Source organism: Burkholderia sp. FW306-1C-G01B (genome assembly GCF_058781685.1).
On the sequence record NZ_JBYSWZ010000006.1, the window covers coordinates 71510 to 84676 of the forward strand.

At 65.2% G+C, this 13167-nt stretch carries 7 protein-coding genes and 2 pseudogenes; 3 read left to right on the forward strand and 6 right to left on the reverse strand.

The features are described 5' to 3' along the window. Positions 1 to 229: 229 nt before the first annotated feature. A complete protein-coding gene (locus tag AC3WLY_RS13750) occupies positions 230 to 649 on the forward strand; it encodes a DUF1810 domain-containing protein (RefSeq protein ID WP_175963000.1) in 420 nt (139 codons plus the stop codon). Positions 650 to 877: 228 nt separating this feature from the next. On the opposite strand, the gene AC3WLY_RS13755 is transcribed toward AC3WLY_RS13750, so the two are convergent. Next, entirely contained in the window at positions 878 to 4471 is a 3594-nt protein-coding gene (locus AC3WLY_RS13755) for a YadA-like family protein (RefSeq protein ID WP_175963001.1), read from the reverse strand. Positions 4472 to 5616: 1145 nt separating this feature from the next. On the opposite strand from AC3WLY_RS13755, the gene AC3WLY_RS13760 reads away from it, so the two are divergent. Further along, positions 5617 to 6423 carry a response regulator transcription factor gene (locus AC3WLY_RS13760; protein WP_175963044.1) on the forward strand — a complete coding sequence of 269 codons (807 nt, stop codon included), beginning with the start codon at positions 5617 to 5619 and terminating at the stop codon, positions 6421 to 6423. A gap of 21 nt (positions 6424 to 6444) precedes the next feature. On the opposite strand, the gene AC3WLY_RS13765 is transcribed toward AC3WLY_RS13760, so the two are convergent. The 3 genes and pseudogenes from AC3WLY_RS13765 to AC3WLY_RS13775 all read right to left on the reverse strand — a co-directional run. Next, on the reverse strand, positions 6445 to 8637 hold the full coding sequence (locus tag AC3WLY_RS13765; RefSeq protein ID WP_175963002.1) for a TonB-dependent siderophore receptor: 2193 nt from the start codon (positions 8635 to 8637) through the stop codon (positions 6445 to 6447). A gap of 449 nt (positions 8638 to 9086) precedes the next feature. Next, positions 9087 to 9299: a hypothetical protein gene (locus AC3WLY_RS13770; RefSeq protein ID WP_492309535.1), complete on the reverse strand. Its 213-nt coding sequence runs from the start codon at positions 9297 to 9299 to the stop codon at positions 9087 to 9089. Positions 9300 to 10306: 1007 nt separating this feature from the next. Continuing rightward, positions 10307 to 10420 (reverse strand): annotated as a pseudogene (locus AC3WLY_RS13775) (autotransporter outer membrane beta-barrel domain-containing protein); the annotation flags it as partial. A gap of 97 nt (positions 10421 to 10517) precedes the next feature. Between AC3WLY_RS13775 and AC3WLY_RS13780 the strand changes: the two are divergent. Beyond that, positions 10518 to 10808: pseudogene (locus AC3WLY_RS13780) on the forward strand (xanthine dehydrogenase family protein molybdopterin-binding subunit); the annotation flags it as partial. A 362-nt stretch (positions 10809 to 11170) separates the two neighbouring features. On the opposite strand, the gene AC3WLY_RS13785 reads toward AC3WLY_RS13780, so the two are convergent. Continuing rightward, entirely contained in the window at positions 11171 to 12145 is a 975-nt protein-coding gene (locus AC3WLY_RS13785) for a type II secretion system F family protein (protein ID WP_492309534.1), read from the reverse strand. 37 nt (positions 12146 to 12182) lie between these two features. Continuing rightward, entirely contained in the window at positions 12183 to 13160 is a 978-nt protein-coding gene (locus AC3WLY_RS13790) for a type II secretion system F family protein (protein ID WP_175963006.1), read from the reverse strand. Between the last annotated feature and the right edge of the window lie 7 nt (positions 13161 to 13167).

Genomic DNA, 13167 nt, shown 5'->3' on the forward strand with positions numbered 1-13167 from the left:
GAATGCTACGCTCGTTGCCGGCACGTCGCCATCCAACGGCATGCGCGACGTCACTTGCGGGCGATCGATCGCAGTGCACTGCACTGCAGCAAATCCGATCGCTCCCACTCGCGGGACGCGATGCGAAGCCGGGTGAGCACACGGTCGACGGGGCGTTTGCACACCATCCGGGTCACGCTCACAATGAGTGCTCGGGTGGCTTGCCGCACCGGAACGGACGGAGGGCGAAATGGACGATCCCCATGATCTTCAGCGTTTTGTCGACGCACAGGATTCGGTGTATGCGCAGGTATGCGACGAGCTGAAGAACGGACACAAGCGAAGCCACTGGATGTGGTTCGTGTTTCCGCAGATCGAAGGGCTTGGCGACAGCGCGATGGCGCAACGGTATGCGATCACGACACTGGCCGAAGCCGTCGCGTATCTTCAGCATCCGCTGCTCGGCGAAAGGCTGCGGGAATGCACACGGCTGGTCAATCAGGTCGAAGGCAGTTCGATCCAGACGATTTTCGGGTATCCGGATTACCTGAAATTCCGGTCGTCGGTCACGTTGTTCGCGCATGCGACTGCCGATAACGCGGTGTTCGTGGAGGCGCTCGAGAAATATTTCGGCGGTGAGGCCGATCACAGCACGCTCGCGAGAATCTAGGCGGGGGCGGGCCGAATAAACCTCCACGTCAAGACGGGTCGTTGGTCTTCCGCCCACGTGTATCCGTTGAGGAGATTCGACATGTCCTGATGCGTTGATTTCAGGCAACGCGTCGAACAACGATGGCCCGGGATCAACCGACAGACCCCGGGCCACGGATTTCCCGCTGTACCCGGCATCACCACCATTGCCAGGCACCACCGGTTGCTCGACGCGTCGCGAACTACATCAGAACTGATACCCCGCGCCCACCACCGCGCCGAAGTCCGACCGGCTGTTGCCCGTCACCGACGCCTTGACGACCCAGCGATTGCTCTCCGTCACGTACGAGTAGCCGGCGGCAAACCCCTGCTGACCGTGATAGTTCGCGGTCGCCGCCGACACCATCGAGCGGCCCGCACCCGTCGGCTGCGGCAGGCCGGCCACCGCCATCGCCGACGCGACGCCGCCGTACATGTCCTTCTTCAGGTCGTTGAACGAGTTGTACACCTGCCCGATGCGCTGGTCGGTGTAGCTCTTCGCCTGCGTCGAAGCGGCCGTGAGGTTGTCGTTCAACTGCTGCACGTTCACCGCGTCGGTCGGCGCCGTTCCGGCCGCGACGTTCGTGATCTGGCGCTCGCTGCCCTTCGCGCCGACCGAGAACGAATTGTCGCGATCGGCGACGGAGCCCTGGCCGACCGCCACCGCGTTCTTGCCGGTCGCGGTCGCCGTCGATCCGATCGAACCCGCATCGGCACGCGCGATCCACGTCGTGTTCGCATCGGTCGCCGCCGTGCGGATCCTGTCGTTGGCCGCCACGCTCTTCATCGCGTTGTTGAACTGGCCGACGTTGACCGCATCGTTGTCGTTCACGCCCGCCGCGACACCGGTCAGCGTGCGGTCGCCCGCCGTGCCGGAGAAGTTCACGCTGGTGCCGCCCGAGTCCTTCCCGACCGTGATCGCGCCGTTCGGGTCCTGCTGCTGCACGAGGCCGGCCTTGCCGTTCGCGATGTTGGTCACGCTGCCCTGCAGGTTCGAGATATCGGTCGTGTTCTTCGACACCTGCTGGTTGGTCGCATAGAGCTGCGAGCCGTTCACCGCATCCGTGCTGGTGGCACTGAGCGTGCCGGCCTGCACGTTGGTGATGCGCGTGCCGCCGGCGCCGCCGAGCGTGATCGTGCTCTTCGAGCTGTCGTCGTACTGCACCGCGAGTGCGCCGAGCTGGTTGAGATTCGACTGCACGTCCTTCAGTTGCTTCACGTTCACCGCGTCGGTATCGCTGGTGCCCGCCGCGACGTTCTTGAGCACGACGGCCGAGTTCGTGTCGCCGCCGACGAGAGAAACCGAATTCAGCCGGTTGCCGTTCGCGTCGACATCGTATTTGACGACGTTCTTCACCGCCTCGCCGGTCTGATTGGACACCTGCGTGATCTGCTGTTCGAGAGCGGATTTCACGCCCGACAGCTGGCCGCCGTTCACCGCGTCGGTACTGCCCGCGGCGACGTTGCCGTCGGCCACGTTCGTCAGCTTCGTCGGAGCACCGCCGCGCGCCGCGCTGTAGGCACCGAGTTTCGGGTCGAACTGCAGCGCGTCCTGCTGCAGCCCGGCAATCGCGGCCGTATTGCCGGCGATGTTCGTTTCGGCATTGCCGAGGCGCGTTTCGTGATTCTCGAGCGTCGTCGTGTTGCTGCCGACGCGGCCGTCGAGGTTCGTGAGCGCGTCGCCGACATTGTTGAACGAGCCGCCGCCAACCTTGTAGGCCGGCGCGGTGATCGAGCCGTCCGGGTTCGCCGTGGCGCCGCCGCCGAGCGCGGCCGCGGTGCCGTCGATCGCGCGGCGCAACTGCGCACCGTTCACCGCGTCCGTGCTGCCGGACGCCACGTTGCCTTCCGCGACGTTGGTCACGCGCACCGGGCTGCCGCCGTTGCCCGCGCCGAGCGAAACCTGCCGCTTGCTCGCATCGTCGTACTTCACGGCCAGCGCATCGAGCTGGCTCGTGCCGTCGTGAATCGCTGCGGTCAACTGATCGACGTTGACCGCGTCGGTTCCGTTCTTGCCGGCCGCGACGTTGCTGATGAGTTGCGGGCCGTTGCCGCCGTGGCTCGCATCGTACGCGCCGAGGCCCGCGTTCCACTGGAGCGCATCCTGCTGGAGCGCGGCGATGTTGCCCGTGTTCGTCGTCACCTGGTTGCCGACGGTCGCGATCGACTGATTGAGCGTGTCGGTCGCCTTGCCGAGCTGGCCGACGTTCACCGCGTCGCCCGCGGCAATGCCGTCCGCGACGTTGTGCAGGCCGACCGGCGCCTGCGCGCCCTTCCCGCCGAGCGTGACGCCGCCGTGCGCGTCGTCGTCGTACTGCACGGCGTTCTTCGTCGCAGCGCCGATCTGGCTGGTGATCGACGTGCTCAGGTTGCCGAGCGTCGTGCTGAGGCTGTTCGTCACGCTCGTGCTGAGCGATGCGAGGCCGCCGTTCAGTTGGCCGACGTTGACGGCGTCGTGCATGTCCTTGCCGTCCGCGACGTTGTGCAGCGTGGTGCCGTTGGTGCCGGCGAACGTCACCGAATCGAACCCGCTCGCGCCGTCGTACTTCACGTTGCGCGTATCGGCCGCCTGCAGGTTGCCGATGTTCGAGGCGGCCGTGCTCAGCGACGTGTTGATGCCGGAGACGCTGTTCTGCAGGTTCGCGATGTTCGAAGCTGCCGTCGAAATGGACGTTTGCAGCGGCGCGACGCTGCCCTTCAACTGGCCGACGTTCACCGCGTCGGTATCGGCCACGCCGGCCGCGACGCCGCCGATCGTGGTGCCGTTGCTGCCGTCGAGCGCGATCGCCGCATGCGAATCGTCCGTGTATTTCACGACGTTCTGCGTTGCCGACACGATGCTCGTGCTGAGGCTGTTGCCCACATTGGTCACACGCTGGTCGACGTTCGTGATTGAAGTCGACAACGAATTGCCGACCGACGTCACGCGTGCGTCGACGTTGCCGATGCCCGTGCTGAGCGTGCTGTTCACGTTCTTCAACTGCTGGACGTTGACGGCGTCCGTATCGGCCGCGCCTGCCGCGACGTTCCTGAGCTGGCGTTCGTTGCCGAGCGCGCCGAACGACACCGCGCCGCCGACCGGCGCGGCCGTGCCGCCGAATACCGGCGTGCCGCCGTTGTTCGCGCCGACGCTGCCCGAGCCGATCGCCACCTGGTTGTTGTCGTTCGTCTGCGCGCCCGCACCGATCGCCACGGATTGCGTGCCGCCGGCGCGCGTCTGCGTCGCCGCGTCGTACGCGGCGCCGTTCGATACGCCGTCGCTCGACGTCGGGTTGGCGCCGCCGATCGCGATCGAGCGATCGCCGCTGGCCAGCGCCGAGTGGCCGAGCGCGATCGAGCTCGTGCCGTGCGCATCGGCGACGTTGCCGAGCGCCATCGAGAAATCGCCGATTGCGGCCGACTGGCGGCCGACCGCGAGCGACGTATTGCCTTGCGCGACCGCCACCGTGCCGATCGCCGTGGCCGAGTTCGCCAGCGCCTGCGAGCCGACGCCGATCGCAATCGCGCCGCCGCTGCCGCTGCCGCCCTTGCTGCTCGCATTCGACTGGTCGCCGATCGCGATACCGCTGGCACCGGCCTTCGCATTCGTGCCCTGCGTAACGTTCGTGGTGCTCACCGCGACGAAACTCCCGCTTTTCGTCGCCACGCAAAGCGGGTTGGTCCCGTCGATGCACTGGCCGTTCAGCGCGTTGTCCGGGTTGCCGCGGTCGACGAAATTGTCCGCGTGCGCGACGCCCGCGATCAGCACACCTGCACCCGTGAACATGGCGGCGGCAAGCGCCGAAATCTGATTCCTCTTCATGCTGTTCTGCTCCGTTTTGTAGCGTCTGGTTTGAATATGGACTACTTACTTTTATTGACAGCTTCGACTTCGACTGCGATTGCGACTTCAGTGCGGAACCTGTTCCCGATGCCCGGCCCGGGCGTGTCGAACGCGACACGCACCGACCGCTCAAATCGACAGGGCGTCCGATAGCCTGGGCACGCCGTCTCTTTGCGGCCCGTTCCGTTAATCCGTTACCTACATTAGGAATACGTAGTGTTATTTATGGACGAGCTCTCCCCCGACTGAATCCGGAGATTCAACCCGTCTTTATAACTACCCCGAATCCGACGTCGCGCCGACCGCGACCAACCTCGTCTCTTTTATTTCATCTCCGGCAACCGGATTTCCGCTTCGATGCTCGGGACATCCGCTCAGACATGCATCGACTGATGCTTCGGACTCGAATCGCGCAACGTCCGTCGCGGTTCGCCGAGCCTTCGGTTGTTCCGTGCTATCCGGCGCTCAAAGTTCGGACGAATTATGAGACACGATCGAAGATTATCAAAGGCGACATTGTTTATAGATTGCAAAATTCAATATATTCAATGAGTTACTTAAAATATCGCCGTCTCGCAAACGATTGCGCCTCATTGCGATTAATGGAAATGTTTTTTGCGGCAGATAAATACTTTGCCGAAGCGGATTTGAATTAAATGCAATCGAACGACTCGCGACCGCGGAGTCGACTCGACCGAGCCATTACGTGCCGGACACACATGGAGTCCGCGCACTTTGACGAACATCAACATGGCGACACTGCAGGCGAAAACCGCAGCACATCCTTAAAATGCGTAAAACGACATGACGCGAATATCGACGAGCCATCTGGCGGGATTCGAAATATGCTCCTACAATTCCGCTCGCATCGATACCGGCGGCCGCGACCATTCACGACGCGACCACGGCAATCCTCCGCGCCTTTACCGGCTCAGCGATCAAAACAACGAACGCCGGGTATTGCGCCGAGCGGTTGCCTAACGCGCAGTCCGGCCCAATCCGATTGTCGATGCGAGCGTGCGATGCGTTTTGCGCGTCGTCATAGAGCGGCTTCCGACGATTCCCCGCACCGGGCAGGCCACCCGCGGGATCACAGCCAGCCGCCTTTCCAGAACAGGTGCACGATGCCCCCATCGATCTCCGCATTGAGCGACGCCCATCTCCTGATCGTCGACGATCAGCCCGACCAGCTGCGTTTGCTGATCGACATCCTGCGCAGCACCGGCTGCCGGATCAGCATCGCATTCGACGGGGCGCAGGCGTGCGAGCGCGCGCAGGCGCTGATACCCGACCTGATCCTGATGGATGTCCGCATGCCGCGCATGGACGGTTTTACCGCGTGCCGGCTGCTGGCCGCCGATCCGCTGACGAGCGCGATTCCGGTCATCTTCCTGACCGTGGCAAGTGAATTGCACGAGCGCCTAGAGGGGCTCGAAATCGGCGGCGTCGACTACGTGGTGAAGCCGTTCGAGCCTGCCGAAGTGCTCGCGCGAATTCGCGTGCAGCTCGCACGGACCCGGCGTGAGCGGCCTGTCGACACGGAGAGTCCGTTACCGGACGGCAAGGACGACGACATCATCGTGCGCGCGGCCATTCGCCACCTGTCGCGCACATTGAACGATCCGCCGACGGTCGAGCAACTGGCGCGCGCGGTCGGCACGCATGAAAAGCGGCTGTCACGCGCGTTTCGCGACAATCTCGGCCAGACGGTGTTCGAGTATCTGCGGCACGAGCGGCTGCGGATCGCGCAGGACCTGCTGGATTCGACGTCGCTCAGCATCGCCAGCATCGCGAAGGAAATCGGCTTTTCCACGCCGGCGAACTTCGCGACCGCCTTCCGCGAACGTTTCGGCATCACGCCGACCGAATGGCGGCGCCAGCGCCACGCGGGCCGGCGCGCGGCGACCCGCGAACCGCAACGCGGCGCATAGGCCGGGGCGGCGCGAGCGCGATTACCAGTTGTATTTCGCGCTGGCCAGCACGGTCCGCTCGTTGCCGAACACGCACACCGTGTACGACGTGCAGCCGCTGACGTAACGCCGGTCGAACAGGTTCGCGACGTTCAGCGCGAACCGCCAGTGGCGCATCTCGTAGTGCATCGCCAGGTCGTACAGCGTCGTGCTCGGCACCGTCAGCGAGTTGTCGGGTGCACCGGCCGACGCGCTCTGGTAGCGCACGCCGGCGCCGATCCCGAGGCCCGACAGCGCGCCCGTATGCCAGGTCCAGTCGGCCCACATCGACGCCATCTGCCGCGGCAGCGGCACGGACACCGGCCAGTGGTTCAACGACGCGTCGTTCGCCTGCACGTTCTTGACGTCCTGATACATATACGACGCGACGACCGACAACTCGCGGGTCACCTTGCCGACCGCGCTCAGCTCGATGCCGCGCGAGCGCACCTTGCCGGTCTGCACGGATGTCGTGCCGGTGGGATCGAGATTCAGCGGTGCCGGGGTCACGACGTTGGTCTGGTCGATCTGATAAATGGCCGCGTTCAGCATCAGGTTCTGGCCGGGCGGTTGCCAGCGCAGCCCGGCTTCCGTCTGCGTGCCGCGCGTCGGCTTCGGCAAGCCGCCGCCGGCCATCCGCACGCCGATGACCGGATCGAACGACGTCGAATAACCCACATACGGCGACAGCCCCGCATCGCCCTGATAGGTGAGCCCGACGCGCCCGGAGAACGCACTGACGTCCTGCCGCGTCTGCGTACCGGCCGTCCGGTTGTCGAACCGCGCATTCACGCGGTCCTCGCGGCCGCCGAGCGTCAGCGTCCAGCGCTGCCAGCGGATCTGGTCCTGCGCGTACACGCCGACCGCGTTCATCGCCGTGTACTGGTCGACGTGGCCGAGCGACGTCGGGCCGGAGAAGATCGCGGCCGTCACGGGCCGATAGACGGGGTGGTACAGGTTCAGCGACGGCGCCAGCGCGAGCCACACGCTGTTGGTCGTCGTCTGCCGGTCGAACTGCAGGCCGAACAGCAGCGTGTGTTCGAACGGCCCCGTGCCGAAGCGCGCCTGCGCGCGGTTGTCGATATCGAGCCGGCTGTAGTTGAGCTGGAACAGCCCCGCGAAACGCATCATGTTGGTCGTGCTGCGGGGCGCCAGGCCGATGCCGAACACCGTCGCGTCGTCGAGCGACAGGTGCGACCAGCGCACGTCCTGGTGCAGCGTCCAGATCGCATTCACGCGATGCTCCAGCGCGTAGCCGAGCGACCATTGCTTCTTCCGGTAGTCGTTGAACGCAGGGTCGCCCATGTAGATGTCCTGCGACAGGCGACCGTTCGGGTTCGGCAGCACCGTGCCCGACGCGGGCAGGAAGTTCGACGAGATGTCGCCGCTGTCCTGCAGGAACGACGCGGAGAACGTCAGCGACGTATCGGCGTTCGGCCGCCATCGGAACGACGGCGCCAGCGCGACGCGCCGGTCGCCGTTCGGGCCGGTCACCGCATTGCCGTCGCGCGCAACGCCGACGAAGCGATACGCATACCGGCCGTCCGGGTCGAGCCGGTCGCCGACGTCGAACATGAACTGCTTGCGCGCATCGTTGCCGATCTGCACGCCGGCTTCGCGCACGCGCTCGCCGTCGGCGAGTTTCGTGTGCGCGTCGACGATCGCGCCGGGCTCGCCCGCGCCGTACAGCACCGACGTCGGCCCGCGCAGCACCGCGATCGAGTCGATCGTGTACGGGTCGACGCGCCAGTTCGCGATCACGGCCGTATTCGGCGTCGGCACGCCGTCGACGTACAGCGTCGGCGTGAAGCCGCGCAGCGCCGCATACCAGTCGGTCCGGCTGTCGGCGCCGAACGTCGCGAAACCCGGCACGTAGCGCAGCGCCTGGTTCAGGTCGGCCGCGCCGGTCATCTCGATCTGTTGCGCGGTCACGATGTTGGTCGTCTGCGGGATCTCGGCCACCGGCGTGTCGGTCTTCGTGCCGGCCGTGGTGCGCAGCCCGACGAGCCCGACGGACGATCCGCCGGCCGTTCCTGTCACGCCGATCGGCGGCAGCACGGCCGCTGCCGTGCCGGCCTGCTGCGGCGCCGCTGCGTTCGACGCCTGCGCGTGCGCACCGCCCGCTGCGGCCACGCACAACGCTCCCCCGGCGGCGATCGCCCATGCGCGCCGCACCGCCCCTGTCTCCGTCAACATTGTTTCAATACTCCATCATGCTGTCTCGGCCCGTTCGGCCCCGGCGACGAGCGGTGCGTCGCCGGCGGCCGTCCTGTGTTGTCGTGCTCGTGATGTCGGTTGCGCGCGGGTCGACATGCACCGGCCTGCACTGACCAATGGCGCCGTTCGCGAGCGCAGCGATCATACCGGTCGAACGTGGCGCGGTCTTTAAAAAAATAAACGGGCGTTCGAAAGTACGCACGCTTCGAGTCATGCCGTCGCCGATCGCGGCATGACGTCATGCGAGGCCGTATATCGCGAACGTTCCGAGCCAATTGAAAATGCGCATCGAAACCGATCCGCCGTCACGCGCCGGCACCTGGAATGCCGCGCAGCCGAAAGCGTAACGGGCCCGTTCGACGGAGAACATGCCAAACGGGCGGCGGGTGCGCCACGCCATCGCCGGCGTGGCGTGCATGCCGGCCGGATCACATCGACGAAGTCGGCGCGACGGATTTCAGCGCCGTGAATGCGGCGCTGCAGTCGTGCCGCGTGGACGTGCCCGGCGTGCCGGTGACCGTCACGTCGTTCGCGTTCGACGTGACGACCGAGCCGGAGAGCGTGACCTTTCCGCCGCCGAATTTCGCGCTGCCGACGTCGTGAAAGTCCTGGACCGCGATGTTCGCGAAATCCGGATACAACGTGCCGGTCGATGTGCTGTAGAACCTACCGCGTGTCGCGCGAATCCATCGTCAAGGACTGCGATCCTGCTCGTCATCGTGTCATTCTCCGGTTTTTTCATACGTCGAGCGACGCCGGCGTTGCTGCGCCGGCATGAAGTCGTATCGGCCCGCGAACCGACATGAGATACACAGAACATCGCTAGTTGTCAGTTGTATGACAACACTAAAAATAGTGCACCTCCATCGATCCGCACACGTGAAGCGCCTCCTGCTCGCGGAGCCGGCGACGATAATATCTCTCAAACGTATCAATCGCCACTTATTCTCATTTTTATTAGCATGTTAAGCAATTGACCTGTAGCAATCACTATCCGATCGACGAGTTGTTTCGTGACAACTTTTTATTCCGAAACAGTGACGCGCCCGCTACACTCCGCTTCATTATGCGATGACTGACTTCTACCGCGCTCAAGATGACGCTCGGCGGTCGGTCGCCCACAGCAGCCAGAGCGCCGCGGGGGCCCGCGTCGGTTCGCTGATTTTCATGCGTATCTCCGGCAATCGAGGATCCGCCATTCGTCCTAGCGCCGCGACGCGCGCCGATGGCCAGTTTCCCTATGAGCCGAGGCGGCATCGTCCGGATTCCTGGCGCTCTATCCGGCCTCGTATCGAGGCCTGAAATTTAGGCGCTTAAAAATTTGAAGCCGACGGCCCCATGCCCGACGGGGTCCATCGCATGGAGGATGACGACGAACAGACGATGAACCCCGCCGACCGAACGACGGCGAGAATCGTTTGCGGATTGCCCGAATCGGACGCAGAGAACGAATGAATTGCCCGATTTAAAAATGCGTTGGAACAGGCTGAAACGCGCCGGTCCGGCAAGACGCGTCGCATGACGCGACATCGCTCATTCGATTCGCATCACGAATCTTTCGAAATGCAAACCAGTCAATCATCTCCATCGGACCATCGATCGGCGATCGGTCGCTCGCGACAACCGCAACGCCCCCCCCCGACTCCCCTTAGAACTTCCACAACAGATTCGCGTACAGCGCATGGTCGCTGAGACTTCCGCCGAGCTGGCCGCTATACGACAACCCGAGCGACAGGTTCTTCGTGACGGCCGCATCGACGCTCCGCACTGCCGGGAGCCCGGCGAACACCGACGCTCCAAACCCCGTCGCCGGAGCCGGTTCCCCGGCGCTGGATCGGCGCGGCTTCCTGAAACTCACGATGGCCGCGGGCGGCTGCCTCGCACTGGGTATCGCGCCGAAACAAGCCCGGGCCGACGCCAACCGCCCCGTTCCGAGCTCGCCACCTCAAGCATTCCTGATCATCTCGCCGGACAACACGGTGACGGTTGCCGTGAACCGGACGGAATCCGGCCAGGGCGTCAGCACGGCGCTGCCGATGGCGCTGGCCGACGAACTGGATGCCGACTGGCGCAACATGCGCACCGTGCTCGCGCCGGCCGGCGAGCCGTACAAGGATCCGGTGACGGGGATTCAGATGACGGGCGGCACGCTGTTCGGCCTCGCGATGACGAAGCCGGGCTTCGTGATCGACGTCGAGCATGGCGCGGCCCGCAACGCCGGTTTCGCCGACTATCCGCCCGTGCGCATGCAGGAGGCGCCGCCGGCGCAATGCCGGCAACGGGGCCTTCAGGGTTAGCAGTAGGGGGCAGCCGATGAGGGCGGTGGACTACGGCTTGCTCCATGGCCGACCATGGGTCCGGGTTGCATTGACGCCGCTATGGTCGACCTGTCTCGCGGCGCCGCCTGGGGAGGGAGCCTCCATGAAGCCTGTTGCCGTGCCGGCCGGCGCGTGTGTCGGGGCCGGCACGCAAAACCTTTAGCTGCACTGGCGAAGCCGCACGTGCCCGCCGCTCACGGTGCGATGCTGACGAACGTCGGCAGCAGCACGCGATAGACGTGAATCATCGCCGGCCCGAGCAGCACCAGCATCAGCGCGGGAAAGATGCAGAAGATCAGCGGGAACAGCAGCTTCAGCGCGATCTTCGCCGCACGCTCTTCCGCGCGCATCCGCCGCCGCGTGCGCAGCATGTCCGACAGCACGCGCAGCGATTCGCTGATGCTCGTGCCGAAGCGATCGGCCTGGATCAGCATCGCGCAGAACGACTCGATGTCCTCGACGCCGGTGCGCAGCGCGAAATTGCGCAGCGCCGTCTCCTTCGTGAAGCCGGAGCGCATCTCGAGCAGCAGCAGGTCGAGTTCGTTCGCGACCACGTCGCTGCGAAACCGCAGTTCCTCGCTCACCCGCATCAGCGCCGCGTCGAGCCCGAGCCCCGCTTCGACGCACACCGTCAGCAGGTCGAGCGCGTCCGGAAAATCCTCGAAGATCGTCCGCTGTCGCACCTTGACCCGCTGCGACAGCACGATGTTCGGGATGTAGTAGCCGATTCCGGCGAGCGCCACGAGGATGGCCGACAACAGCGCGCGCTCGTCGCCGAGCTTGGTCGTGACCAACCCCAGCAGCGCCGCGCACGGCAACGCGAGCGCCAGCACCGTCTTCGCGGTGAAATACAGCGCGGCCGCGCTCTGGTTGCGCCATCCGGCATTCATGAGCCGGATGCGCAACGGCGAATTCTCCCAGCCCTCCTTCGGCACCGACAGCTTCGAGATCGGGGTGGACAGATCGACCAGCTTCGCGACCCAGCGCGACGCCAGGTCGTCCCCGTCGCCCGGGCCCGCGACGGCACCCGCACCGGCCCCGCCGGCCTGCTGGAGCCGGCGCTGGATGCTGCGCGGCGCGAACAGCAGCATCGCGACGAGCACGCCGCCGGCCACGAATACGAACAAGCCGCCCAGCATCACGACCTGGACCACGTTCAGATTTTGCATGACAGCCTCGCAAACGGTTCGTTATTCGACTCGCGCGTCAGACGCGAATGCGGACAATGCGGCGGATCCAGAACAGGCCGAAGAGCATCGACACCAGCATCCCGCCGACCATCCTGATCCCTGCCGGATCCTCCCAGAGCACCGACAGGAACTCGCGGTTCAGCAGCGCCATCGCCGCGGCGGTGCCGAACGGCAGCAGCCCGAGAATCCACGCCGACAGCCGCCCTTCCGCCGACAGCACGCGCACCTTGTCGAACAGCTTGAAGCGCTCGCGGATCAGCGCGGCGATGCTGTCGAGCAGCTCGGCCAGGTTGCCGCCCGTCTCGCGCTGGATCAGCACCGCGATCACGAAGTAGCGCAGGTCCTGCACCGGCACGCGCGTCGCGAGGTTCATCAGCGCGTCGTGCAGCGACACGCCGTAGTTGACTTCGTCGAACGTGATCCGGAACTCGCCGCCCATCGGATCGGGAAACTCTTCGCCGACCATCCCGAGCGTGCCCGTGAACGAATGACCGGAGCGCAGCGCGCGCGCGATCATGTCGCAGATGTCCGGCAACTGCCGCTCGAGCTTGAGCATCCGGCGCGCACGGCGGCGCATCACGTACATCGTCGGCAGGCACGCGGCAAACAGCGTGCCTGGCAGCGCGGCCAGTTGCGGCAACGTGGCGAGGCTCAGCGCGAGCCAAGTGAACGCCGCGAACACAGCGCTGAGCACGATCAGCTTCGGCAGCGTCCAGTCGAGGCCCGATTGCTGGATCACGAGATCGAGCGAGTGCACGCGCGGCAAGCGCAACAGCAGCCGGTCGAACGGCTTCGAATCGTCGAGCATCCGCTTCTTCAGGATCGACAGCCGCTCCTGCTGCACGTTGCCGCCGGCCGACATCGCGCGAATGCGCGCTTCGATCCGGCGCGCGGCGGCGCCGTGCCGCGCGTTCCACCATTGATAGGCGCCTTCGATCGCGAGCACGACCGCGACGAAGGTGAGAATCACAAAACCGTAAAAGATCGTGTTCATGAAGCCT

What these genes read in the sequence shown, in the direction of transcription:
- AC3WLY_RS13750 (WP_175963000.1), top strand. Translation starts at nt 230, where the DNA reads ATGGACGATCCCCATGATCTTCAGCGTTTTGTCGACGCACAGGATTCG.
- AC3WLY_RS13760 (WP_175963044.1), top strand. Translation starts at nt 5,617, where the DNA reads ATGCCCCCATCGATCTCCGCATTGAGCGACGCCCATCTCCTGATCGTC.
- AC3WLY_RS13755 (WP_175963001.1), bottom strand. Translation starts at nt 4,471, where the DNA reads ATGAAGAGGAATCAGATTTCGGCGCTTGCCGCCGCCATGTTCACGGGT.
- AC3WLY_RS13790 (WP_175963006.1), bottom strand. Translation starts at nt 13,160, where the DNA reads ATGAACACGATCTTTTACGGTTTTGTGATTCTCACCTTCGTCGCGGTC.
- AC3WLY_RS13785 (WP_492309534.1), bottom strand. Translation starts at nt 12,145, where the DNA reads ATGCAAAATCTGAACGTGGTCCAGGTCGTGATGCTGGGCGGCTTGTTC.
- AC3WLY_RS13765 (WP_175963002.1), bottom strand. Translation starts at nt 8,637, where the DNA reads ATGTTGACGGAGACAGGGGCGGTGCGGCGCGCATGGGCGATCGCCGCC.